The following is a 22784-nucleotide window of genomic DNA, read 5'->3' as shown; positions in this document are numbered from 1 at the left end:
CTATCCGGACGATCTGGAGGGGTCAGGTGATCCCATTGCGCAGGGAACGGGACTTTTCAAGCGCGCAGGGATGTGCTTATGCGGCGCGGTAAAAATCGGGGCCCTCCCGCGCCTTTCCTCTGACACTCCAGCAGAAAGCGATTTCAGCAATGAACATTCACGAATACCAGGCGAAGGAACTGCTTGCCAAGTACGGCGTCGGCATTCCCGCCGGCATCGCCGCCCTCACCGTCGAGGAAGCGGTTGCCGCTGCCAAGCAGCTCCCCGGACCGCTCTATGTCGTGAAGGCCCAGATCCATGCCGGCGGACGCGGCAAGGGCAAGTTCAAGGAACTCGGCGCCGATGCCAAGGGCGGCGTGCGCCTTGCCAAGTCGGTCGAGGAAGTCGAAGCTTTCGCCAAGGAAATGCTCGGCAACACGCTCGTCACCGTGCAGACCGGTGAAGCCGGCAAGCAGGTGAACCGCCTCTACGTGACCGACGGCGTAGACATCGCCAGCGAATACTACCTGTCGATGGTCGTCGACCGCGCCACCAGCCGCGTCGCCATGATCGTGTCGACCGAAGGCGGGATGGACATCGAGGATGTTGCCCACAACACCCCCGAGAAGATCACCACCGTCACCATCGACACCGCCGCCGGCTTCCAGCCGCACCACGGCCGCGCCGTTGCCTTCGCCCTGAAGCTGACCGGCGACCTCAACAAGCAGGCGCAGAAGATCGCCAAGCAGCTTTACGAAGCCTTCGTCGCGCTCGACTGCGACATGCTTGAGATCAACCCGCTCGTCGAAACCAAGGACGGCAACCTGCTCGTTCTCGACACCAAGATGAGCTTCGATTCGAACGCGCTCTACCGTCACCCCGACGTGCAGGCCCTGCGCGACGAGACCGAGGAAGATCCGGCGGAAGTCGAAGCCTCGAAGTACGACCTGGCCTACATCAAGCTCGACGGCGACATCGGCTGCATGGTCAACGGCGCCGGCCTCGCCATGGCGACGATGGACATCATCAAGCTCAACGGTTCGTTCCCGGCCAACTTCCTTGACGTTGGCGGCGGCGCCAACAAGGAAAAGGTGACCGCGGCGTTCAAGATCATCCTGCGTGATCCGAACGTGAAGGGCATCCTCGTCAACATCTTCGGCGGCATCATGAAGTGCGACGTCATCGCCGAGGGCATCGTTGCCGCGGCGAAGGAAGTGAACCTCTCGGTTCCGCTCGTGGTTCGCCTCGAAGGCACCAACGTCCAGCAGGGCAAGGACATCCTGGCCAATTCCGGCCTGCCGATCGTCCCCGCCAACGACCTGGGCGATGCCGCCAAGAAGATCGTGGCCGAGGTCAAGAACGCAGCCTGATCCTTGGATCACACGCGATCCCATATCGGATAATGCAGCGGCGGGGGTTTACGAGCCCCCGCCGTTTGCGTTTGAAGCCGGGGTCCAAGCCTGCCTTTTCGAACTCAAAGTTATTCTGGGCCCGCCGTTTCTGCCGGGGCGATGCCACTTTTCGCGGATTTGCGATATGGCGCCCATTGTGATCCCTCGAAGGGCTCATCTCGCCGCCGGCAGGACTTGACGTATACGTCAATTGCCTATTAGGCGTGCCTTGAGTGGATTTAATCGAGCGGCTAAACAGTGCCGTGCCTGAAATGAGAGGACCCGATCAGATGAAGATCCTCGTGCCCGTAAAGCGGGTGATCGACTATAACGTGAAGCCGCGCGTGAAAGCTGACGGCACCGGCGTTGACCTTGCCAACGTCAAGATGAGCATGAACCCGTTCGACGAGATCGCGGTCGAGGAAGCCATCCGCCTCAAGGAAGCGGGCAAGGCTGAAGAGATCGTCGCTGTCTCGGTCGGCCCGGCCAAGGCACAGGACACGCTGCGCACCGCACTCGCCATGGGTGCCGACCGCGCGATCCTGATCGAAACCGATGCCGAAGTGGAACCGCTGGCCGTCGCCAAGATCCTCAAGGCGATCGTCGCCGAAGAGAATCCGGGCCTCGTGATCCTCGGCAAGCAGGCGATCGACGACGATTCGAACCAGACCGGCCAGATGCTCGCCGCGCTGCTGGGTCGCCCGCAGGGCACCTTCGCCAGCAAGGTCGAGATCGAGGGCGATCACGTTGCCGTGACCCGCGAAGTCGATGGCGGCCTTGAAACCGTCAAGCTCGCGCTTCCCGCGATCGTCACCACCGACCTTCGCCTGAACGAGCCGCGCTATGCTTCGCTGCCCAACATCATGAAGGCAAAGAAGAAGCAGCTCGATGTGAAGACCGCCGCCGATTACGGCGTCGACATCACCCCGCGCCTCAAGACCCTCAAGGTCTCCGAGCCGCCCGTCCGCTCGGCGGGCGTGAAGGTCGCCGACGTCGATGCGCTGGTCGCGAAGCTCAAGGAACTGGGCGTCGCCTGAGGGCACAGCCCGGGAAGGATTTGAAACGATGAAGACGCTCGTTTGGGTCGAACACGACAACGCGTCGGTCAAGGACGCGACGCTCCATACCGTCACCGCTGCCGCCAAGCTCGGTGAAGTCCATCTGCTGGTCGCCGGCTCCGGCTGCCGCGCCGTTGCCGAACAGGCCGCGAAGATCGCCGGTGTCGCCAAGGTCCACCTGGCCGACAACGCCGCCTATGAGCACGCCCTGGCCGAAAACCTCGCGCCGCTGATCGTCGAACTCATGGGCCACCACGATGCGTTCCTGGTGCCCGCCACGACCACCGGCAAGAACGTCGCCCCGCGCGTTGCCGCGCTGCTCGACGTGATGCAGCTTTCGGACATCCTCTCGGTCGAAGGCGAAAAGACCTTCACCCGTCCGATCTACGCTGGCAACGCCATCGCCACCGTCGAATCGAGCGACGCCAAGCTGGTCATCACCGTGCGCGGCACCGCGTTTGAAAAGGCCGCCGCCGAAGGCGGTTCGGCCGCCATCGAAGACGTGGCTGGTGCCGGTGACGCCGGTCTTTCCAGCTTCGTGGGTGCCGAACTCGCCAAGTCGGAACGCCCGGAACTGACCAGCGCCAAGGTGATCGTCTCCGGCGGCCGCGCGCTCAAGGATTCGGAAACCTTCGAACAGGTCATCCTGCCGCTCGCCGACAAGCTCGGCGCAGCTGTCGGCGCCTCGCGCGCGGCGGTCGATGCGGGCTATGTGCCCAACGACTACCAGGTAGGCCAGACCGGCAAGATCGTGGCTCCCGAAGTCTACATCGCGGTCGGCATCTCGGGCGCGATCCAGCACCTTGCGGGCATGAAGGATTCGAAGACCATCATCGCCATCAACAAGGACGAGGACGCCCCGATCTTCCAGGTCGCGGATGTCGGCTTGGTGGCCGACCTGTTCACCGCCGTGCCGGAGCTTACCGGCAAGCTCTGAGCGGCGCTGAAGGACTGAAACAACGGAACCCCGGCCAGATAATGGCCGGGGTTTTCGTTTAAGTGCAACAGTTTCCCTATATCGCCCTGGTCGGGCATCGGGGGATTCTGCATGAGATGGGTACCGAAACGGCGGGCAAGTTGGCTTGCTGCCGCCGCGTTGTTGTCGCCGGTTTCGCCAGCGCAGGCCGCTCAAGCAATCGACCTCCCGCGGAGCAGTCCATGGACTTTCCGCTACGACGCCGATTCCTGCGACATGGCCGCCGTTTTCGGGGCCGACAACCGCTCTCTCGTCATCACCTTCTCGGGATTCGCTCCGGACGAGCCTTTCCAGATCACGCTGGCCGGTGAGGGAATGGATTGGCACCTTCCCGAAGCCGAGGGCTGGATCGATCTTGGCAATGGCGCGCAACCGCGGCGCGTTACAGTTCTGAGCGCGTCGGGCGCCCATCAGGCATCCATGCTGCTCGTCACCGAAGTCGAACTGGAACCGGGGATCTCCGAAGGTGGAAACAGCACGAATTCCACGCTGACCTTCACTGCACCTTCGCGCATATCGTACAGGCTGGGAGTCAGCGGGTTCCACGATGCGATGCGCGTCATGCGGCAATGCACGGAAAATCTCGAACTCCAATGGGGCTTCAAGCCGTGGGAACAGCGTACACGCTCCCACCCCGAACCCACGCCCGGTTTCAAGGCCTGGATGCGCAAGGGCGACCATCCGGAATTCACGGTGCCTGAAGGTATCGGCGGCTTCCTGCGGTTCCGTCTCGGTGTGGATGCCGAGGGCCAGGTCACGGATTGCCATATTCAACGCGCGATCGGACCCGACAGCTTCGGCGAGCAGGTCTGCCGCCAGTTCGTCCTGCGGGGTCGTTTCATCCCCGCTCACGATGCCAAGGGCGCTCCGGTCGCGTCTTACTTCGCCGGAGCGGCCCTGTTCTGAAAATCCTGGAAGCGTGCCGCCCGGTCAGGAAACCCGCTCGAACAGATTAACGATAACCGTCTCTCCGTTTTCGCCGAGGTCGTGATTTCCGCAAGGAATGAAGCCCAGTGCTCCGGCCACCCGCTCGGAGGCTGTATTGCCCTCCTCGATCATGCAGGCAATGCGGCGTGGTCCGTGAGTCACGTCGAACCAATCCAGTACGGCGCGCATGACCTCCTTTGCCAGGCCGATTCCCCAGTGATCGTACCGGACGATCCAGCCTGCCTCGGGTACATCGTCCATGCCTTTTCCAAAGCCCCGCCAGCTATGGAACACACCGCAGTTGGCAACGATCTCGCCATTCCCGCCACGCCTGCGCACCGGGAAGGTCCCATAGCCGTGCAGCGCCCAGGACCCGCCGTTGCGCTGGAGGCGCTCGAAAACGCCCTTCTTCTCGGCTTGCGTAAGGCCGAGGAACCGCCGCGTCTCCTCATCGGCCAGCAGGCGGACCATATCGTCGAGATCGCTTGCCTGCGGCTTCCAGAGTTCGAAACGCTCGGTGACGAGCAGCGGGCCATCCAGCACGGCAAGGCTCACAGCAACTGGTCCGCAACGTGGATGCATACGCCGAACAGGCCGCCGACCAGCGTGCCGTTGATGCGGATGAACTGAAGGTCGCGGCCCACGGCGCCCTCTATGCGGTCCGTCACGGTGCGCGCATCCCAGCGCTTGACGGTTTCGGATACCAGCCTCACGATTTCCCCCCCATAGCGCGACACGATCCCGACGAGCGTGCGGCGCGCGAAACGATTGACCATGTACTGCAACCGCGCGTCGTCGCCCAGTGCCTGACCCAGTTGCGCAAGGCTTTCCCCCAGCGCACCGGACAACGCCTTGTCGGGATTGCGCACGGCCTTGAGCAAGGCCGCGCGGGTGCGTTCCCACATGCCGTCGAGCCAGGCGGCGACTGCGGGGTTTTCGATCAGTTCGTTCTTGATGCGCTCCACCTTCGCCTGCGTCTCGGGCTTGCTGCGCAAGTCCTCTGCAAGGTTGGCGAGCGCCTCGTCGATCCTGGCGCGTAGGGGATGGTCGGGCTGGACGATCACTTCGGCCAGCAGCCGGTAGGCGCCGTCGAGCACGCCGTTTGCCAGCCGCTCGTCCAGCCCGGTCCAGCGCATGATGCTGTTGGCGCGCTGATGGATCATCTCGCGGATCAGCGGCTCGTTGCTCTCGATAGCCTCGCCGATCTTGCGCAGCACGCTTTCGAGCACCGGCAGGTGCCTGCGGTCGGCAATCGCACTGGTCAGCATCTGGCCGAGCAGGGGCGCCGCATCGATCTTCTCGAGCTGACGGCGCAGGCCGGTCTTGACCATGCCGCCCATCTGCTCGGGATCCAGCGATTCGAGCACGTCGGCCAGCAGGTTGGCCGCGCCGGCACGAATGCGGGATTGCTCGTCACGCGCGGGATCGGAAAGGAACGCCCCGGTGGCGGCCGCAAGGTTGAAGCCCTTCAGACGCCGGGCGACGACTTGCGGCGTGAGGAAATTGTCCCTCAGGAACATCGCCATCGAATCGGCGATACGGTCCTTGTTGTCGGGAATGATCGCGGTGTGCGGGATCGGCAGGCCCAGCGGATGGCGGAACAGCGCGGTCACCGCGAACCAGTCTGCCAGACCGCCGACCATGGCCGCTTCGGTAAACGAGATCGCGTATCCGAGCGGCCCGCTCCATTCCGGGTGCAGCACCGCCAGCCGTTTGAGAACGATAAAGGCCGCCGCCATGAACAGCAGCAGCCCCGTCGCGAACAGGCGCATGTGCCGGGCCCGGTCGTTCACGACCGGGCCGAGCCGGAAAAAGTCTTGCCGTGCCACGGAGATGCTACGCTTGGGGGCCGGCAATGTTCCTCCTGCTCTTGCTATTCGGCCGCGATCGGCTGGGGAAGTGCGATTCCACCCTGGCTGGCGGCATCCTCATGGGCGTGATGCGGCTCGAACGTGAGCAGCTTGCGGCGCAGCCACGGACCCACCCGCTTTTCGAAGCCATCAGCCAGGCTGAAGGCAGCCGGCACGATCACCAGCGTCAGCATGGTGGACACCAGCAGGCCGCCGATCACGGTGATGCCCATTGGCGCGCGCCATGCCGCATCGCCCGAAAGCGAGATCGCGGTCGGCACCATGCCCGCCGTCATGGCCACGGTGGTCATGATGATCGGCTGGGCGCGCTTGTGCCCGGCGTCCATGATGGCCGTGAGCTTGTCGACACCCTTCTCCATTTCCTCGATCGCGAAGTCGATCAGCAGGATGGAGTTCTTGGCAACGATGCCCAGCAGCATCAGGATGCCGATGTAGACCGGCATCGAGATCGGCTGGCCGACGATCACCAGCGCCAGGAGACCGCCCAGCGGTGCCAGCAGCAGCGAGGCCATGTTCACCAGCGGCGAGACGAAGCGCTTGTAGAGCAGCACCAGCACCGCGAAGACCAGGAAGATACCGCTGATCACCGCGATCACGAAGCTGTTGACCATCTCGGCCTGCCACTTGTCCTCGCCGACGGGGGCGTTCGACACGCCGGTCGGCAGGTTCTTCATGATCGGCAGGTTCTGGATCTGCTCCATGATCGGACCCTTTACCTGCCCTTCGCCAAGGTCGGCGCCGACGAAGATGCGGCGCGACTGGTTGTAGCGCTGGATCTGGGTCGGACCGGCACCGAAGCGAATCTCGGCCACGCGCTTGAGCGGCACCGAGCCGCCGGTTGCGGTGGTCACGGGAAGATTCTCGATCGTGGAATAGTCCCGACGCGAGGCGCGGGCGAGAATGACCCGGATCGGGACCTGCCGGTCGCTCAGCGAGAACTTGGCAGCGTTCTGGTCGATCTCGCCAAGCGTGGCGATGCGGATGGTCTGGCTGAGCGCCGCCGTCGTCACGCCGAGCTGCGCCGCGAGGTCGAGGCGCGGCACGATCACCAGTTCCGGTCGCTGCAGGTCGGCGGCGATACGGGGTGCAATCACGCCCGGAATCGTACGCATCTGTTCAGCCAGGGTCTGCGCCGTTTTGTTGAGCAGTTCCGAATCGCTGCCCGAGAGCATCACCGAAATATCGCGGCCACTGCCGAATCCGCCCGACTGCGTGGCAAATGTCACGCGGGCATCAGCGATGTTCTGCAGTTCGGGCGCCATGCGGCGTTCGAACTCGATGCTCGTGGCTTTGCGCTGGTCGGCCGGCTTGAGCGCGATGTAGAGCGACCCCCTGCCCTCGCGCGAAGCCTCGAGGATGTGCTGCACTTCAGGCTGCCGTTCGAGCAGGTGCGTGACCTTGTCGGCCACCACCACGGTCTGCTCGATGGTGGTGCCGGGCACCATCTCGATGTTGACGGTGCTGGTGTCGTTGTTGGTGTTGGGCTGGAACTGCGAGGGCAGCCCCGCCAGCAACGCGAACGTCACGACCAGCGCGTATATGCCCGCACAGAATGCGTAGAACCGGTGGTCGTGCATCCGCGCGCTGATCCGCGCCGAGAAATAACGGTACCAGGTGCCCATGCGTCCGGCGAAGTGAGCCAGCCACCGCAGCGCCTTGCCGAGCACATAGATCGCCACGGGAATGCCGAGAGGTGCGATCACCGAGGCCAGCACGAAGGCCGCCTTGCCCAGCCCCATCTTGCCGAGCACGAAGTTCGCGCCCTGGAAGATCATGTAGGCCGCACCGATGCCCCCGCCCAGCATGAGCAGGATCGCCACCATCGCGATGAGATAATACCACCAGCGCGACGGCGCCTTGACCAGCCGGGACTTGAGACGAAGCGCCTCACGCGAATCCAGCGTCCAGGCCAGAACCTTGAGATAAAGGTCCATGCCCTTGCCGCCGCCGTGTTCGGCATGGCCGTGAGCCTTGAGGAAGTAGGCCGCGACCATCGGCGTGATAAGGCGCGCCACGGCAAGGCTCATCAGCACCGCCGCAACGACCGTCAGGCCGAAGGCCTTGAAGAATTGCCCCGGAATGCCCGGCATGAGCCCGACCGGCAGGAACACCGCGACGATCGAGAACGTGGTGGCGACGACCGCGAGGCCGATTTCGTCTGCCGCATCGATCGAGGCTTGATAGGCCGATTTGCCCATGCGCATGTGGCGCACGATATTCTCGATCTCGACGATGGCGTCATCGACCAGGACCCCCGCCACGAGGCTGAGCGCCAGCAGCGAGAGGAAGTTCAGCGTGAAGCCGAGCATGTCCATGAACCAGAACGTCGGGATCGCCGAAAGCGGGATCGCGATCGCCGAGATCATCGTCGCGCGCCAGTCACGCAGGAACAGGTAGACGATGACGATGGCCAGCACCGCACCCTCGACCAGCGCTTCCATCGAGCTGGTGTACTGTCCCTTCGTGTAGTCCACGTCGGAGAACAGGCGCGTGATGTGGATGTTGGGGTTTTCCTTGCGGATCTTGTCCAACGCCTTGGCGGCGCCGTCATAGACGGCCACGTCCGAAGCCCCGAGAGCCCGCGTGAAGCCGAAAGTCACGACCTCGCGGCCGCGCAGCTTGGCGATGCGGGTCTGTTCGGAATAGCCGTCGTAGACCTTGGCGATATCCGAAAGCTTGACCTGCCTGCCGCCGCCCAGGTTGATGCGGGTCTGCGAAAGCTGATACGCATCCTGCGCATTGCCCAGAACGCGGACCGACTGGCGCGATCCGGCGATTTCCGCCTGGCCGCCGGCAGCGTCGGTGTTGACCTGCCGCAGCACGCCGTTGATGTCGTTCGCGGTAAGGCCCAGCGCGATCATCCGCTGCGGGTCGACGACGACGCGGATTTCACGGTCCACGCCGCCGTTGCGCTCCACCGAGGCGAGGCCTTCGATCGAGAGCAGGGTCTTCGAGATAGTATCGTCGACGAACCAGCTGAGCTGCTCCATCGTCATGTCGTCGGCACTGACCGCGTAATAGGCCAGATTGTCGCCGTTGGCCTCGATCTTGGTGACCATCGGTTCGAGAATGCCGTCCGGCAGCTGCCCGCGCACCTGATCGACGGCGTTCTTGACCTGGTTCGTCGCGACGTCCGGATTGGTGCCGACCGTGAAGAACACCAGCGTGGTCGACGTGCCTTCCGAGGCGGTAGACTGGATTTCCTCGATCCCGGGAACGGACCGGACCGCGCCTTCGATGATCTGGGTGATCTGCGTCTCGATCTCGGTCGGGGCGGCGCCCGGCTGCGAGATCATGACGTGAACGCCCGGGAATTCCACGTCCGGCATGTTGTTCACGTCCATGCGCATGAACGAGACCACGCCGGCGATCATCACGCCGATGAAGAAGACGATCGGAATGATCGGATTGCGGATCGACCAGGCCGAGATGTTGCGTAGGCTCATCGCGCTATGTCCGATCAATCGGCCTTGGCGGCAAGCTGGGGCTTGACCTTGTCGCCGTCGTTGAGGAACCCGCCGGCACGCAGCACGATCTTCTCGTTACCGTCGATGCCGGACTTCACGACGATGCCCTTGCCCGTCACCAGACCGGTCTGGACGGCGCGGCGATGCACCACGTTCTTGGCGTCCACGACGTAGACGAACGAGCCCTTGTCGTCGTTCTGGATGGCCGATTCCGGCAGCACCGGAGCAACCGTCTGGCCGCTGTTGATCACCACGCTGGCAAACCCGCCCGGACGCAGGGCGTCATTATAGGCGAGCGCGATACGGGCGATGCCCTGGCGGTTTGTGGAATCGATGATCGGGGCGATCTGCCAGACCTGGCCGGTGAAGCTCTGGTTCGAGCCGGTCGGCGTCACGGTGGCTTCCACGCCGACGCTCAGCCGGGCGAGATCGTCCTCGCTAAGCTGGGCGAGCAGTTCCATCTCGCCGCCCTTGGCGAGGCGGAACAGCACGGCACTGCCGCCGCCCACGACCTGGCCAAGCTCGACATTGCGTTCGAGCACGAGGCCGGCCGCCGGAGCAACGATGTTGAGGCGGGCGGTCTGTGCCTGAAGCTGGCCGAGCGTGGCGCGCGCGACCCTGACCTGGGCGACGGCAGCGTCACGCGTCGCCTTCAGCCGGTCGACGTCGGCAGCGGAGATGAAGCCGCGGTCCACCAGTTTGAGCGCACGGTCGAGATTGGCCTGCGCAAGGCGCGCGTCTGCTTCTGCGACGGAGATCTGCGCGGACTGGCCTGCCTGCTGCTGGGCCTGCACCGAGCGGTCGATCACGGCCAGCACCTGCCCCTGCGACACCCAGTCTCCCGCTTCGACGAGCACGGAGCGGACCTGCCCGCCCTCGCCCACCGAACCGACCGGCATCGGGCGGCGTGCCGCCAGCGAACCGGTTGCGCTGATTTCGCCAACAACGGAGGCGCGGCCAGGCACGACCACAGTTACGGCGGGGGTCTGAACGTCGTTTTCGCCGGCGGCGCTGGCTTCACCTCCGCCGCGCGTGGCGAACCAGATGCCGATCGCGAGCACGACGGCGCCCACTATGGCGATCCACAGCCATCGGCGGGATGCACGATCCCGTTCGACATCCCCTTCAAGCGGGTTGCCCGGCGCGGTGAAACCTTCGTTCTCGCTCACATCGATCCTGCTGTCGTAATTCATCTTGTCACCGCAAAAACTGCGATTGCCCCCAATCCCGATGCCCGAACCGATTGCCTGATCCCGGAGGCGTCACCACCCGCGGGCCCGCCCGGCACCGGGGAGCACGATCCGCCGTCGGGGCGCGGGCACACGGGTCCGCGCCGCTGCAACGGCAAAATTTCCTGCGAACGGACATATACCTGCGACAAGCGAGTGGCAATCAGCAGTCGGCCTGTAGCCGACGGGGATCGACAAGCGTCGAGCGCAGGTAATCGGCGGGGCGTAATCCTTGGGTCCTCAAGGATTCGCCGGCCAAATACGGAAACGGCGCCGAACCGAGGTTCGCCGCCGTCTTCCGGGTCTTTCGACCCTCAACAATTTCGAGGCTCAGTACTTCTGCTGGCGCTCGTAAAGATCGCGGTAATGCTGGATTCGCGTGACGCGCAGGCCCTGCATTCCAGAACGGTCCACCGCGCGCTGCCATCCCGCGAATTCTTCCAGCGTGAGCTGATAGCGATCGCAGACTTCGTCGATCGTCAGCAGGCCGCCGTTCACGGCCGCAACGACTTCCGCCTTGCGGCGCACGACCCAGCGCGTGGTGTTCGGCGGCGGCAACGAATCAAGCGTCAACGGCTCGCCGAGCGGCCCGATCACCTGGGCAGGACGGATTTTCTGGTTCTCGATCATCATCACCCTCGTACGCCGGTGCTTCGATTGCCGGCGACAGAAGCGACATTGGCCTCCGCTGGCTTGCGATTGGCTGAAGCATTTGGGTTAACAGGTATTGAGACTGGCTCATACGTATGAATAACGAATGCGGCCGAGCCGGCGAAACTGCCAAAGCGGTGAAGCCTGACGGATTCGGGCCTGATGGAATCAGGCTCTGCCCACGCGGCGCGCAGATCGTGCGCCGCAAACAGTCGGGAACGCAGGGAAAACCAGTCGATCGGCGATAGGTCCGAGATGAACTCTTCGCTGTCGCGACCAGACGCATGCCCTGCTTTGCAGGTTTCATGATCAAAAGCGATGTTCATGGACAAGGCTTTTAGCGCCGCTTGGTCAAGGGACGGTAAAGGCGACGTTTACACTTTTTTAACGATTGTTAACGCGCTTGCGAAGCACGCCTTGACCGCCCCCTGCGGGTAGATACGGCCCCCACCTCTCGACAAAGGTAGGAATTCCGTGCGTTCGCCTGTATGGGGCGGCGCATGACCGCCCTTTCCGACCTTGAAGGACTGGTGGCCGGCCTCGATCCCGCCGCGCTGTTCCAGTTGCCCGCGCCGCTTTCCGCGCGCCGTATCGTCGTTGCCATGTCCGGCGGCGTCGACAGTTCGGTCGTCGCCGCGCTTGCCGCCGCGACCGGAGCCGAAACCATCGGCGTCACGCTCCAGCTTTACGATTACGGCGCCGCGACCGGCCGCAAGGGCGCCTGCTGCGCCGGCGACGACATTCGCGATGCCCGCGCCGTGGCCGATCGCCTCGGCATCGCCCATTATGTCTTCGATCATGAGAGCGCCTTCCGCGAGGAAGTGGTCGAGCGCTTCGCGGACGATTACATGGCAGGCCGGACCCCCATTCCCTGCATCCGCTGCAACATGGGGCCCAAGTTCACCGACCTGCTGACGATGGCGCGCGATCTCGGCGCGGATTGCCTTGCCACCGGCCATTACGTGCGCCGCGTCGAAGGCCCGGCCGGTTCGGAACTGCACCGCGCTTTCGATCCCGCGCGCGACCAGAGCTACTTCCTTTACGGCACCACTGAAGCGCAGCTCGATTTCCTGCGCTTCCCGCTCGGCGGCCTGCCCAAGAGCGAGACCCGCCGCCTTGCCGAAGCCGCCGGACTGCGCGTTGCCGACAAGCCCGACAGCCAGGACATCTGCTTCGTGCCGGACGGCGATTATGCGAAGATCGTCCGCGCCGTCCGCCCCGAGGGCGAGGCGCCGGGCGATATCGTTCACGCCCTTACCGGCGACGTGCTCGGCACCCATCGCGGCATCATTCATTACACCGTCGGCCAGCGCCGCGGCCTCGAGATCGGCGGCCAGCCGGAACCGCTTTACGTCGTGCGGATCGAGGCGGAGGGGCGCCGCGTGCTCGTCGGCCCGCGCAGCCTGCTGGGCGTCGCCGCTGCCACGATAACCGAAACCAACCGAATCGGCCCGCTCCCGGACGCGCCGCTGACCGCCAAGGTGCGCTCGCTGGCAAAGCCGGTGCCGATCACGCTCGAAGGGCCGCTTGGCGACGGAACGACGGCGAGAATCCGCTTCGAGAATCCCGAATACGGCGTCGCCCCGGGCCAGGCGGCAGTGATCTACGCGGGAGATCGCGTCGTCGGCGGCGGCTGGATCGACGGCACCGAAGCCGCCATTCCGCTGGACGGCTGAGTCAGTTCGCCCAGGGTTCGAGCTGGCAGCCGCGATCGGGCGCGAAAGTCGCGGTCTGGCTGGCCAGCAGCGGAACGCTGGCCTTTACGGCGTGCGCCTCCGTATCCTCGGACAGCATCACCAGGCCGGCGGTACGGCCAAGGCCGGCAACCGCGATATCGCCCTTGCAGGTCTTGAGTTCGCGTTCGGAAACAAAGCGGCAGGCACAGGCCACCCGCGCGCCATAGGCGGTGCTGACCAGCGCCTGTTCGCGCAGGCCCTTCCACGAGAAGCCCAGCACGATCGCCAGTACGACCACGGCAAGCAGCACGCCGTTCCTGAGCCAGCGGGACGGTTGTCGTTCGCCGCGGCGGCTGTCCCCCATCCCGTGTGTCCCCACTGTTGCCATCTTCCCGCGCCTCGCACATCACACCCCGCGTCATGCCGGTGCGCCGCCCTTCCCTTATCCTTGCCCTCTCCGTCCTGCCAGCCCTCGGCCTCCTGAGCGGCTGTGGACAGGACGCGCAGCAGGGCCCGCCGCCGCCCAGCGCGGAATCGCAAGCCGCGATCAAGGATGACGGCGGTGCCCCCCGCGAATCGCTCGGCCGCGCCATCGACGGCCTGTTCGGCGATGAAGACGTGGGCCGCACCGATGCGCTGGTGGTGATGAAGCGCGGCTCGGTCATCGCCGAACGCTACGGTGCTGGGATCAAGCCCGAAACCCGGCTGCACGGCTGGGGCATGGGCCAATGCGTGACCGCGCTAATGATCGGGCAGCTCGTCAGCGACGGCCGCCTGCGCCTGAACGAATCGGCGCCGATTCCCGCCTGGCAGCGTCCGGGCGACCCGCGCGGCGAAATCACGCTGAAGCAGCTCCTGCAGATGCGCTCGGGCCTGCGCCATTCGGAATCGGGCCCGCCCGCCGCCAACGGCAACCCGGAAGCCGGGCTCGCCCGGCAATCCGATCGTATGCGGATGCTCTATCTCGACGGGCGCGACGACATGGCCGCCTACGCCGAGGCCCAGCCGCTGGAGGCCCCTGCCGGCGCGCGCTTCGTGAACAGCGCGGCGACGCCGGTAATTCTCTCCGACCTTGCGGCGCGCGTCCTTTCGCCCGACCGCAATCCCGACCGCCGCCGCAGGGCCGTGGGCGACTATTTGCGCAACCGCGTCCTGCTTCCGCTCGGCATGGATTCCGGCATGGCGGGGTTCGACCGCGCCGGAACGATGATCGGTTCGGCCATGATCCACGCCGATGCCCGCGACTGGGCCAAGCTCGGCGAATTCCTGCGCCACACCGGATCGATCCAGGGCGCCCAGATCCTGCCCCGACGCTGGGTGCAGTTCATGCTGGAGCCTTCTCCCCGCAATCCCGGCTACGGCGCGGGAGTCTGGCTCAACCGGGGGCGCGGCAAGAACGGCGGCGGTGACGAGGCCGTGTTGTTTCCCGGCATGGCCCCCGCCAATGTCTTCGCCTGCGTCGGCGAGCATGGCCAATACGTGATCGGATCACCCGACCAGCTTCTCACCATCGTCCGCCTGGGCGAGAGCGACCCGCAGCAGGAACGCCTCCTGCACGACCGGCTGGGCAAGCTGATGGCGATGTTCCCCGGCGGCATCTGAAAGCTTTTGGCGCTCAAGAGGACTGATCGAGGTTCACGCGGATTGGCGGCAATACGTCCAGCCCCGCCTGCCCCGCCTCGTCCACCAGGCCTTCCGGATCGGGATGGATGAGGATTTCCGTGCCGGGGAACTCGACGGCGAGCCGGTGCTCCAGTTCGTCCATCACCCGGTGCGCCTCGCGAACGGTCATGTTCGGGTCTACCCAGACATGAAACTGCACGAAATCCTTGTTTCCCGAAGTGCGCGTGCGCAGGTCGTGAACGCCGGTGATGTCGGGATGGCGGGCAAGTACCTGGAGGAAACGGTCCTTCTTCTCCTCGGGCCACTCATGGTCCATCAACTGGTCCAGCACGTCCTGCGAGGCCCTCCAGGCGCCCCAGCCCAGCCATGCGGCAATGCCGATCCCGAACAACGGGTCCGCCCCCCTCAGCCCCGCATAATGGTCGAGCACGAGCGCCACGATCACAGCAAGGTTGAGCATCAGATCCGACTGATAGTGGACGCTGTCGGTCTGGATGGCGATGCTGCCGGTCTTTCGGATGACATGGCGCTGCCAGGCCACCAGCATCAGCGTCAACACGATGGCGGCCGCGGATACGACAATGCCGCCTTCCGCCTTTTCGACCGTGCTCCCTGCCAGAAACTCCTCGACGGCGCGGCTGGCGATGGCGAGCGCGGAGATCGAAATCAGCACGATCTGGAACATCGCCGCGATCGCCTCCGCCTTGCCATGGCCGAAACGGTGCTTGTCGTCCGCCGGTTGCGAGGCGATCCAGACGCCGAGCAAGGTGGCGATACTGGCCACAAGGTCCAGCGCGGTGTCGGCCAGGCTGCCCAGCATCGCCGTCGAGCCGGTCGACCATGCCGCCCAGCCCTTGAGCGCGAGCAGGAACACCGCCGTGCCTATGCTGGCGATGGCGGCGCTGCGGTTCAGGGAGGCATGTTGATGCAAGGAAACGCTCCGGCAGGGCTCAGGGATAAAGCAGCGTGCTGGCCCAGCCGCCTTCGGCGTTCCGCACGAAACGGCGGCGTTCGTGAAGCCGGTAGGGACGGTCGTGCCAGAACTCTATCGCAGCGGGAACCACGCGGAATCCGCCCCAATGCGCGGGGCGCTCGATCTCGCCATCGCCGAAGCGGGCGCGAACTTCCTCGTAGCGGGCCAGGAACGTTTCGCGGCTATCGAGCGAAGCCGACTGGTCGGACGCGACTGCGCCAAGCTGCGAATCGCGGGCGCGCGAGTGGAAATAGGCATCGGCCTCTTCCGTGCTGACCGGCTCGAGCCGGCCCTCGATACGAATCTGGCGGCGCAGGCTCTTCCAGTGGAACAGCAGCGCCACGTGCGGATTGGCGGCTATTTCCTGGCCTTTGCGGCTGTGTCCATTGGTATAGAACACGAAGCCGTCCGGGCCGTAGCCCTTGAGCAGGACCATCCTGACCGAAGGCAGCCCGTCCGGCGTTGCCGTGGCCAGTGCCATGGCGTTTGAATCATTCGGCTCCGCTTCGCGGGCCTCGTCGTACCAGGCCTTGAACAGGGCGAACGGATCGCCGTGGGGAATGACTTCGCGGGCCTGTTCAGCTTCCATCTTCACTTCCTGACGAAATTATGTGCGGTCTTTGCCGGCGGGCAAGATAACCCTCCGGCTCCCCCCCGCTCCCCGCGCCTACAAAAGCACCGCGGTTGCGGCAATTCCTGATGGCCCAGAGGGACATGGGCAAGAACATGGCCGGTGCAATAGACGCACGGCCGGATCTAGGAAAGCACCGCTTGCCGTGCGGCTCGTCCCCACCTAGCTAGGATGCCATGGCAGCAGACCCTTATTCGACCCTTGGCGTATCGCGCACAGCCAGCGAGAAGGACATCAAGTCCGCCTATCGCAAGCTGGCGAAAGAACTTCATCCCGATACCAACAAGGACAATCCAAAGGCTTCGGAACGCTTCTCCGAGGTGACATCGGCTTACGACCTGCTTTCCGACAAGGACAAGCGGGCCAGGTTCGATCGCGGCGAGATCGACGCGGACGGCAACCCGATGGGCTTCGGCGGCATGGGCGGCGGCGGCGGATTCGGCGGCGGCGGTTTTGGCGGCGGGCCGGGCGGGCAGCGCGGATTCGGCGGCGGATTCGGCGGCAATGACGGGATCGACCTTGAAGACCTGTTCGGCGGCATCTTCGGCGGCTCCGGCCAGCGCGGACCCGGCGGCTTCGGGGGAGCCGGAATGGGCGGAGGCGGAGGACGCGGCCGTGCGGCACCGCGCGGCGCCAACGTGAATTACCGCCTTTCCGTGCCTTTGCCCGACGCAGCAGAGCTGAAACCGCAGCGCATCACCCTGTCGGATGGCAAGACCATCGATCTCAAGCTCCCTGCCGGACTTGAGGACGGCACCCAGATGCGCCTTGCCGGGAAGGGCGAAGCCGGCCCCGGGGGCATGGGCGACGCCATCGTCACCCTGAACATCCAGCCGCATGCCTTCTTCCGCCAGGATGGCGACGATTTGCGGGTGGATCTGCCGATCACCCTCGACGAGGCGCTGAATGGCGGCAAGGTCAAGGCGCCCACTGCCTCCGGCGCGGTGATGCTTTCGGTTCCGGTCGGTGCAAGTTCCGGCAAGGTGCTTCGCCTCAAGGGACGCGGCATGACCCGCAAGGACAGCAGCCGAGGCGATCTGCTCATCACCCTCCAGATCGTCCTTCCCGAACACGACGCCGACTTGGCCAAGCGTCTGGAAGGCTGGAAGGACAACCGCGACGTCCGGGCGAAACTCGGAATCTGACCCGGCATCGGCGGCGCGGCGCGGGACGGTTGAGCACCCCTGTGCCGCCCCGCCCTTGGCCAAGCCCCTGCCGGATTTGAATATCCGGCCCCGACCGCCTATGTCGGCAGGGTGAAAGGCGATCCGTCGACAGAACTGGCGACTACGGCCGCGATCTCGCCCGAGGCGCGTCGCCGCGCCGCCTTGCGCTGGCGGGAAATGCAGGAGCGGATTTCGCGCCCCCGGCCCAACAACCGGCCCTACACCGTCATTTCGCGCGTTGTCGCCGGCACCTGGGAAGATGGCTTCATTCACGCGGGCAATTTCGCGTACATGTCGATCGTCGCGCTGTTCCCCTTCTTCATCGCGCTGGCGGCAATCTACGCGGCGCTGGGGGAGCAGGGACAACTCGAAAGCTCGATCAATGCCGTGCTCGCCGCCCTTCCCCCGCGCGTGGAGGAAGCGCTGGCGCCGGTCGCACGCGATGCCGCAACCGCACGCCACGGCTGGCTGCTGTGGATCGGCGGCGCGCTGGGCCTGTGGACCACGACCAGCCTGATCGAGACTATCCGCGATATCCTCCATCGTGCCTACGGCATGACCAAGGGACTGAAATTCTGGAGAAACCGCCTGGCGTCGAGCGGGCTGATCTTCGGTTCGGTGCTGATGCTGCTGCTTTCGCTGTCCTCGCAAGTGATGATTTCCGTGATCGAGGAAGTACTGCTGACGCTGTTTCCGGGGCTCGGACGCTTCGATTACCAGATCACGATTTCGCGCGGGATCACTGCGATCACGCTGTTCGGATCGCTCTACGTCCTGTTTTTCCTGCTGACTCCCACGCGATATCAGGCCCGGCGTTACCCGAAATGGCCCGGCGCCCTGCTCGTCGCCAGCTGGTGGTTCGGCACGGCCTGGCTCCTTCCCAGAGTGTTGCGCAATTTCATCGCTTACGATTTGACGTACGGAAGTCTCGCCGGAGTGATGATCGCGCTTTTCTTTTTCTGGCTTGTCGGACTAGGGATGGTCGCAGGCGCGGAACTCAATGCCGCCCTCACCGTCAGTCCCGAGGAGCAGGAAATGCTCGCCGGCGGCGCAGGCGGGAGAAGCAGCACGACTGCACAGAACAACGAAGTACAGGAAGAACACGAATGACCGGTCTGATGCAGGGTAAACGCGGCCTGATCATGGGCCTTGCCAACGACAAGTCCCTGGCCTGGGGCATCGCGAAGAAGCTGCACGAACAGGGCGCGGAACTGGCCTTCTCCTATCAGGGCGAAGCGCTGGCCAAGCGCGTGAAGCCGCTGGCGGAAAGCCTGGGCAGCGATTTCCTCATCGATTGCGACGTTTCGGACATGGCAGCCCTCGACACCGCCTTCGAAACGCTGGCCGAACGCTGGCCCACGATCGACTTCATCGTCCACGCCATCGGCTTCTCGGACAAGAACGAGCTGCGCGGCAAGTACGTCAACACCAGCCTCGACAACTTCCTGATGACGATGAACATCTCGGCCTACAGCCTCGTCGCCGTCACCAAGCGCGCAGCGCCGATGATGCCCGAAGGCGGTTCGATCCTCACGCTGACTTATTACGGCGCCGAAAAGGTCGTGCCGCACTACAACGTGATGGGCGTGGCCAAGGCGGCGCTCGAAGCCTCGGTCATGTACCTTGCCAACGATCTCGGCCCGCAGAACATCCGCGTGAACGCGATCTCGGCCGGTCCGATCAAGACCCTGGCCGCCAGCGGCATCGGCGATTTCCGCTACATCCTCAAGTGGAACGAACTGAACTCGCCGCTGCGCCGCAACGTCACCATCGACGATGTGGGCGGTTCGGGCCTCTACTTCCTTTCCGACCTGTCCTCAGGCGTGACCGGCGAAACGCATCACGTCGACGCGGGCTACCACGTGGTGGGCATGAAGCAGGAAGACGCACCGGATATCGCGCTGAGCTGATCGGCGCTTTTGCCAGGCAAACGAAAAGGGGCCGGGAAGCGATTCCCGGCCCCTTTTCGCGAGGTATCGGCAAGAACTTACGGCTTGGGCTTGGGCAGCGGAGCAGCGGGCTGCCCAGCGGCGGCGGCGGCCTTGGCATCCTCTTCCGCTTCCTGGCGCTGGCGCTGGTCGAAATAGGCCTTCTCGGCTTCCTCGACCCGCTTCTGCTGCTCGGCGGCATCCGCATCAATGGTGGACAGGCGCTTCTCGCGTTCGGCCTGGATCAGTTCGCTGAACTTAACGTCCGAACCGTTCTTCTTTTCGGCATAGGCACGGTCGATCAGCTTCTGGGTGCACCCTGAAGCACCGCCCGCACCGACCGGCGAACAGCTCATGTTGCCGAAAGCGCCCACTGTTTCATAAGCCTGGACCTTGTTGGTCCAGGCGTCGGACTTGGGCGAATCGATACCGCGCAGCGGTTCGGGAATACGATAGCGCTCGGCTTCCGCCTTGCGAGCGCAGACGGTGATTTCGCCGCTGGCCGAGGCCGGGCAAGGATCGTCGCCATAGATGATGAGCTGGTTGACCTTCTCGTCACCGGCCCCGAGGCTGTCTTCCTGCGCCGCAGCCGGAAGCGCGCCGAGGGTCAGCCCAAGCCCGAACGTGGCGATGGCTGCTGCTGTGGTCAGGAGGCGCGTCATGGGAAACTCCAGCTTGGTCGAGAACGTCGCGTGACCCGATATAGGGTCTGACGGCCTTGAACGGTACCTTAAGGTAACATGGCACCCCTCTTGGGCGCCAATATAACGCCCGGATTTCAGATTCTTTCCGAGAGCTTGATAGCCACGCGGCATCCGAGTCGGATTGCGTTGAACAGGAGCGGATAGGCAGGCGCCTCTTCGGCCCCGGCCGCCAGGGCAGCGTCGCGGTGTTCGCGCTCCTCGTCGCGGAACTTGAGGATGGCCTCGCCCAGTTCCGGATCCTCATCGCCAAGGTCCTCAAGCTGCTCGGTGTAGTGGCGGTCGATCTCGGTCTCGATCGCGGCGGTGCACGCCATCGCCGCTTTCGGGCCGATCAGCGCCGTTGCCGCGCCGAGCGCATAGCCCGCCACCGACCATACCGGCTGAAGCAATGTCGGGCGCACGCCGCGTTCCGCGATCATCGCATCGAAGCGCGCCTTATGCTCGGCCTCCTGCTCGGCCATGCCGGCGATCTCGGTGGAGTGCGGCGCGCGCGCGCCCATCACCGCAAGCTGGCCCGCATAGATCCGCGTCGCCCCATATTCGCCGGCCTGGTCGACGCGCAGCATCCGCGCGGCCTTGGGTGACGTCATGGCTGGACCTTCAGACTGCGGGCGACGAGGCCAAACACGGCCAGCGCGCCCAGGGTGGAGATGAGGAAGTTGAATCCGGCGAGCGAAATGCCCCCAAGCGTCCAGGGCGCGACGTCACAGCGGATCAACGGCGCGTTCATGATCGCATCCATCGGGTCGACACCGGCCGCGAAGGGGCTGGACGTGCAGGCGGTCATGCCTTCCCACCAGCCGTATTCGACTCCAGCATGGAAACCGCCGATGAGGCCCGAAACCAGCACGCCCAGCGCCGCCACCGCCACCAGCGGGCGGACCGGACGCCAGAAAAAGGCGAGCGCGGCAAAGACGATCGCGAACATGTGCGGATAGCGCTGCCACCAGCACATTTCGCAAGGATGCAGGCCGAAGGCATACTGGCTGACATAGGCCCCGCCGAGCAGGACCACGGGAATGGCGAAAGCCAGCGCGCGGGCGGCGCGCAAGGGTGCGGCAACGGCAACGGTCATCGCGGCGGCCTCAGTCCTTCTGCGCGGTCTTGGGCGCGACCTGCCCGCTTGCGGCGGGCGCCGTATAGCGTGCCAGCGCGGGCTTTCCGGCGGTGCGACGCAGCGTGTCGATCGCATACGTGAGCTGGAAATCGTCGATTCCCTGCTTCTTCAGTTCATCGGCGGAGATCTTGAAACGCGGATCGTCCATCTTGTCGGTTTCCAGATCCTTGTCGCCCATCGCCGCCTCGTTGATGAGGTGACCGCGGAGATCGGATTCGCGCACCGCGCGTTCGGCACGGACCCGCGCGTCGGGATCGGAAAGCTGCGGCACCTTGATGTCGGGAACGATGCCGCCCTCCTGCACCGAGTGTCCCGAAGGCGTGAAGTAACGTGCCGTGGTGAGCTTCACCGCGCTGTTCTTGTCGAGCTGGATGAACGACTGGACCGAGCCCTTGCCGAAAGTGCGTTCGCCCATGATGACGGCGCGGTGCTGGTCCTGAAGCGCACCCGCCACGATTTCGGAAGCCGAAGCCGAACCGGCATCGACCAGCACGACGATCGGCATGCCTTTCACGGTATCGCCCTTGAACATCGATTCTGCGCGGTAATACTGGTTCTCGCTGGCGATGCGGCCGCGCTGGGAAACGATCACGCCCTTGTCGAGGAACAGGTCGGACAGCGCCACCGCCTCGTCAAGCGAGCCACCCGGGTTGGAGCGCAGGTCAAGTACGAGCCCGTCCAGCTTCACGCCCTTGGTGGCGGCCTGTTTCTTCAGGTCGGCGATGCCCTTGTTCACGAAGTTGCCGACATCGCGCGAAAACTCGTTCACCGAGATCACGCCCACGTCGTTCTTCAGTTCCCAGGTCACCGGTTCCAGTTCGATCACGCCGCGCGTTACCGTCACGTCGAAAGGTTCGTCACGGCCGGGGCGGTAGATCGTCAGGCGGATCGAGGTGCCGGCCTGGCCGCGCATCTTGGAGACCGCCTCGTCCAGGTCGCGCTCGTAATAGAGCACGCCGTCGAGATGCGTGATGTAGTCGCCCGCCTTGATGCCGGCCTTTTCCGCGGGGCTGCCCTTGAACGGAGAAACGACCTTCACGGCGCCGTCATCCTCGACCACCGAGAGACCGAGGCCGGTGTAATTGCCGTCGATCATGGTCTCCAGCCGCTGGAGCGAGGGACCGTCGAGATAGTTGGAATGCGGATCGAGGCTGGCCAGCATCCCGTCGATCGCGCCCTTGATCAGCTTGTCGTCGTCCACCTGGTCGACATAGTTCGCCTTCACCAGTTCGTAGATGGTGAAGAGCTTGCTGAATTCGGGATTCACGCGGCTGTCCACCGCGGAAAGACCGGACGTCGCCACGGGAAGGACGGCCACGGCCGACACCAGCAGGGCAGCGCGCATCAGGGGAGCGAATTTCATCTGGCTGGAATGCCTTTTCGTACGTCACGTCCGGCCGGGACCGGCGGGGATTTC

22 protein-coding genes are annotated in these 22784 nt (G+C 64.7%); 9 read left to right on the top strand and 13 right to left on the bottom strand.

Translation table 11 applies throughout. From position 1 onward, the window contains the following. Positions 1–149: 149 nt before the first annotated feature. The 4 genes from sucC (at position 150) to ACXJ16_RS13265 (ending at position 4310) form a co-directional block, all read left to right on the top strand. Positions 150–1349, top strand: a complete 1200-nt coding sequence (sucC, locus tag ACXJ16_RS13280; protein WP_054442102.1) for an ADP-forming succinate--CoA ligase subunit beta — start codon at positions 150–152, stop codon at positions 1347–1349. Between the two features lie 311 nt (positions 1350–1660). Further along, a complete protein-coding gene (locus ACXJ16_RS13275; protein ID WP_054442101.1) occupies positions 1661–2407 on the top strand; it encodes an electron transfer flavoprotein subunit beta/FixA family protein in 747 nt (248 codons plus the stop codon). Positions 2408–2435: 28 nt separating this feature from the next. After that, positions 2436–3365, top strand: coding sequence for an electron transfer flavoprotein subunit alpha/FixB family protein (locus tag ACXJ16_RS13270; RefSeq protein WP_132468640.1), 930 nt, complete (start codon positions 2436–2438; stop codon positions 3363–3365). 255 nt (positions 3366–3620) lie between these two features. Beyond that, complete coding sequence (locus tag ACXJ16_RS13265; RefSeq protein ID WP_324697407.1) at positions 3621–4310, top strand: energy transducer TonB; 690 nt, start codon at positions 3621–3623, stop codon at positions 4308–4310. A gap of 24 nt (positions 4311–4334) precedes the next feature. On the opposite strand, the gene ACXJ16_RS13260 is transcribed toward ACXJ16_RS13265, so the two are convergent. From ACXJ16_RS13260 to ACXJ16_RS13235, 6 genes are all read right to left on the bottom strand, one after another. Continuing rightward, positions 4335–4886 carry a GNAT family N-acetyltransferase gene (locus ACXJ16_RS13260; RefSeq protein WP_231636291.1) on the bottom strand — a complete coding sequence of 184 codons (552 nt, stop codon included), beginning with the start codon at positions 4884–4886 and terminating at the stop codon, positions 4335–4337. Next, positions 4883–6103 (bottom strand): DUF445 domain-containing protein, encoded by a 1221-nt coding sequence (locus ACXJ16_RS13255; RefSeq protein ID WP_324699097.1) that lies wholly within the window; start codon positions 6101–6103, stop codon positions 4883–4885. The genes ACXJ16_RS13260 and ACXJ16_RS13255 overlap by 4 nt, the downstream gene beginning before the upstream one ends. 101 nt (positions 6104–6204) lie before the next feature. Then, positions 6205–9648, bottom strand: a complete 3444-nt coding sequence (locus ACXJ16_RS13250) for an efflux RND transporter permease subunit (RefSeq protein ID WP_463920813.1) — start codon at positions 9646–9648, stop codon at positions 6205–6207. 14 nt (positions 9649–9662) lie between these two features. After that, on the bottom strand, positions 9663–10862 hold the full coding sequence (locus tag ACXJ16_RS13245; protein ID WP_132468637.1) for an efflux RND transporter periplasmic adaptor subunit: 1200 nt from the start codon (positions 10860–10862) through the stop codon (positions 9663–9665). A 366-nt stretch (positions 10863–11228) separates the two neighbouring features. Beyond that, positions 11229–11528 (bottom strand): CtrA inhibitor SciP, encoded by a 300-nt coding sequence (sciP, locus tag ACXJ16_RS13240; protein WP_054442268.1) that lies wholly within the window; start codon positions 11526–11528, stop codon positions 11229–11231. A gap of 2 nt (positions 11529–11530) precedes the next feature. Further along, the gene (locus tag ACXJ16_RS13235; RefSeq protein ID WP_463920812.1) at positions 11531–11875 is read right to left on the bottom strand and encodes a hypothetical protein; all 345 of its coding nucleotides are present in this window, start codon (positions 11873–11875) and stop codon (positions 11531–11533) included. Positions 11876–12049: 174 nt separating this feature from the next. On the opposite strand from ACXJ16_RS13235, the gene mnmA reads away from it, so the two are divergent. Beyond that, on the top strand, positions 12050–13225 hold the full coding sequence (gene mnmA, locus ACXJ16_RS13230; RefSeq protein ID WP_463920811.1) for a tRNA 2-thiouridine(34) synthase MnmA: 1176 nt from the start codon (positions 12050–12052) through the stop codon (positions 13223–13225). Between the two features lies 1 nt (position 13226). On the opposite strand, the gene ACXJ16_RS13225 is transcribed toward mnmA, so the two are convergent. Further along, complete coding sequence (locus tag ACXJ16_RS13225) at positions 13227–13589, bottom strand: hypothetical protein (protein ID WP_463920810.1); 363 nt, start codon at positions 13587–13589, stop codon at positions 13227–13229. A 56-nt stretch (positions 13590–13645) separates the two neighbouring features. Here ACXJ16_RS13225 and ACXJ16_RS13220 point away from each other — a divergent pair, with 56 nt between their 5' ends. Continuing rightward, positions 13646–14827 carry a serine hydrolase domain-containing protein gene (locus ACXJ16_RS13220; RefSeq protein ID WP_054442097.1) on the top strand — a complete coding sequence of 394 codons (1182 nt, stop codon included), beginning with the start codon at positions 13646–13648 and terminating at the stop codon, positions 14825–14827. A 13-nt stretch (positions 14828–14840) separates the two neighbouring features. On the opposite strand, the gene ACXJ16_RS13215 is transcribed toward ACXJ16_RS13220, so the two are convergent. After that, the gene (locus ACXJ16_RS13215; protein ID WP_463920809.1) at positions 14841–15779 is read right to left on the bottom strand and encodes a cation diffusion facilitator family transporter; all 939 of its coding nucleotides are present in this window, start codon (positions 15777–15779) and stop codon (positions 14841–14843) included. A 19-nt stretch (positions 15780–15798) separates the two neighbouring features. Then, positions 15799–16410, bottom strand: coding sequence for a pyridoxamine 5'-phosphate oxidase (pdxH, locus tag ACXJ16_RS13210; RefSeq protein ID WP_324697418.1), 612 nt, complete (start codon positions 16408–16410; stop codon positions 15799–15801). A gap of 218 nt (positions 16411–16628) precedes the next feature. On the opposite strand from pdxH, the gene ACXJ16_RS13205 reads away from it, so the two are divergent. The 3 genes from ACXJ16_RS13205 (at position 16629) to fabI (ending at position 19528) form a co-directional block, all read left to right on the top strand. After that, positions 16629–17597 carry a DnaJ C-terminal domain-containing protein gene (locus tag ACXJ16_RS13205; RefSeq protein ID WP_054442095.1) on the top strand — a complete coding sequence of 323 codons (969 nt, stop codon included), beginning with the start codon at positions 16629–16631 and terminating at the stop codon, positions 17595–17597. 111 nt (positions 17598–17708) lie between these two features. Further along, positions 17709–18728 (top strand): YihY/virulence factor BrkB family protein, encoded by a 1020-nt coding sequence (locus ACXJ16_RS13200; RefSeq protein ID WP_054442094.1) that lies wholly within the window; start codon positions 17709–17711, stop codon positions 18726–18728. Further along, complete coding sequence (gene fabI / locus ACXJ16_RS13195; protein WP_324697422.1) at positions 18725–19528, top strand: enoyl-ACP reductase FabI; 804 nt, start codon at positions 18725–18727, stop codon at positions 19526–19528. The genes ACXJ16_RS13200 and fabI overlap by 4 nt, the downstream gene beginning before the upstream one ends. Before the next feature lie 77 nt (positions 19529–19605). Here fabI and ACXJ16_RS13190 read toward each other — a convergent pair whose 3' ends face one another. From ACXJ16_RS13190 to ACXJ16_RS13175, 4 genes are all read right to left on the bottom strand, one after another. Then, positions 19606–20208, bottom strand: a complete 603-nt coding sequence (locus ACXJ16_RS13190; RefSeq protein WP_132468631.1) for a hypothetical protein — start codon at positions 20206–20208, stop codon at positions 19606–19608. Between the two features lie 116 nt (positions 20209–20324). After that, complete coding sequence (locus tag ACXJ16_RS13185; RefSeq protein ID WP_054442093.1) at positions 20325–20840, bottom strand: demethoxyubiquinone hydroxylase family protein; 516 nt, start codon at positions 20838–20840, stop codon at positions 20325–20327. Further along, positions 20837–21325 (bottom strand): disulfide bond formation protein B, encoded by a 489-nt coding sequence (locus ACXJ16_RS13180; protein ID WP_463920808.1) that lies wholly within the window; start codon positions 21323–21325, stop codon positions 20837–20839. Before ACXJ16_RS13180 ends, ACXJ16_RS13185 begins: the two co-directional genes overlap by 4 nt. 10 nt (positions 21326–21335) lie before the next feature. Continuing rightward, positions 21336–22730 carry a S41 family peptidase gene (locus ACXJ16_RS13175; RefSeq protein WP_324697428.1) on the bottom strand — a complete coding sequence of 465 codons (1395 nt, stop codon included), beginning with the start codon at positions 22728–22730 and terminating at the stop codon, positions 21336–21338. Positions 22731–22784 lie beyond the last annotated feature (54 nt).

The sequence above is a fragment of the Novosphingobium sp. TK71 genome, assembly GCF_055361505.1.
The sequence above is the reverse complement of the archived record's forward strand: the minus strand, read 5'-3'. Positions and strand labels throughout refer to the sequence as shown.

Coding starts and splice junctions, on each gene's coding strand:
- sciP (WP_054442268.1), bottom strand. CDS start 11,528: ATGATCGAGAACCAGAAAATCCGTCCTGCCCAGGTGATCGGGCCGCTC.
- ACXJ16_RS13250 (WP_463920813.1), bottom strand. CDS start 9,648: ATGAGCCTACGCAACATCTCGGCCTGGTCGATCCGCAATCCGATCATT.
- ACXJ16_RS13180 (WP_463920808.1), bottom strand. CDS start 21,325: ATGACCGTTGCCGTTGCCGCACCCTTGCGCGCCGCCCGCGCGCTGGCT.
- ACXJ16_RS13175 (WP_324697428.1), bottom strand. CDS start 22,730: ATGAAATTCGCTCCCCTGATGCGCGCTGCCCTGCTGGTGTCGGCCGTG.
- pdxH (WP_324697418.1), bottom strand. CDS start 16,410: ATGGAAGCTGAACAGGCCCGCGAAGTCATTCCCCACGGCGATCCGTTC.
- fabI (WP_324697422.1), top strand. CDS start 18,725: ATGACCGGTCTGATGCAGGGTAAACGCGGCCTGATCATGGGCCTTGCC.
- ACXJ16_RS13255 (WP_324699097.1), bottom strand. CDS start 6,103: ATGCGCCTGTTCGCGACGGGGCTGCTGCTGTTCATGGCGGCGGCCTTT.
- ACXJ16_RS13220 (WP_054442097.1), top strand. CDS start 13,646: ATGCCGGTGCGCCGCCCTTCCCTTATCCTTGCCCTCTCCGTCCTGCCA.
- ACXJ16_RS13205 (WP_054442095.1), top strand. CDS start 16,629: ATGGCAGCAGACCCTTATTCGACCCTTGGCGTATCGCGCACAGCCAGC.
- ACXJ16_RS13270 (WP_132468640.1), top strand. CDS start 2,436: ATGAAGACGCTCGTTTGGGTCGAACACGACAACGCGTCGGTCAAGGAC.
- mnmA (WP_463920811.1), top strand. CDS start 12,050: ATGACCGCCCTTTCCGACCTTGAAGGACTGGTGGCCGGCCTCGATCCC.
- sucC (WP_054442102.1), top strand. CDS start 150: ATGAACATTCACGAATACCAGGCGAAGGAACTGCTTGCCAAGTACGGC.
- ACXJ16_RS13265 (WP_324697407.1), top strand. CDS start 3,621: ATGGCCGCCGTTTTCGGGGCCGACAACCGCTCTCTCGTCATCACCTTC.
- ACXJ16_RS13245 (WP_132468637.1), bottom strand. CDS start 10,862: ATGAATTACGACAGCAGGATCGATGTGAGCGAGAACGAAGGTTTCACC.
- ACXJ16_RS13235 (WP_463920812.1), bottom strand. CDS start 11,875: ATGAACATCGCTTTTGATCATGAAACCTGCAAAGCAGGGCATGCGTCT.
- ACXJ16_RS13225 (WP_463920810.1), bottom strand. CDS start 13,589: ATGGGGGACAGCCGCCGCGGCGAACGACAACCGTCCCGCTGGCTCAGG.
- ACXJ16_RS13185 (WP_054442093.1), bottom strand. CDS start 20,840: ATGACGTCACCCAAGGCCGCGCGGATGCTGCGCGTCGACCAGGCCGGC.
- ACXJ16_RS13275 (WP_054442101.1), top strand. CDS start 1,661: ATGAAGATCCTCGTGCCCGTAAAGCGGGTGATCGACTATAACGTGAAG.
- ACXJ16_RS13190 (WP_132468631.1), bottom strand. CDS start 20,208: ATGACGCGCCTCCTGACCACAGCAGCAGCCATCGCCACGTTCGGGCTT.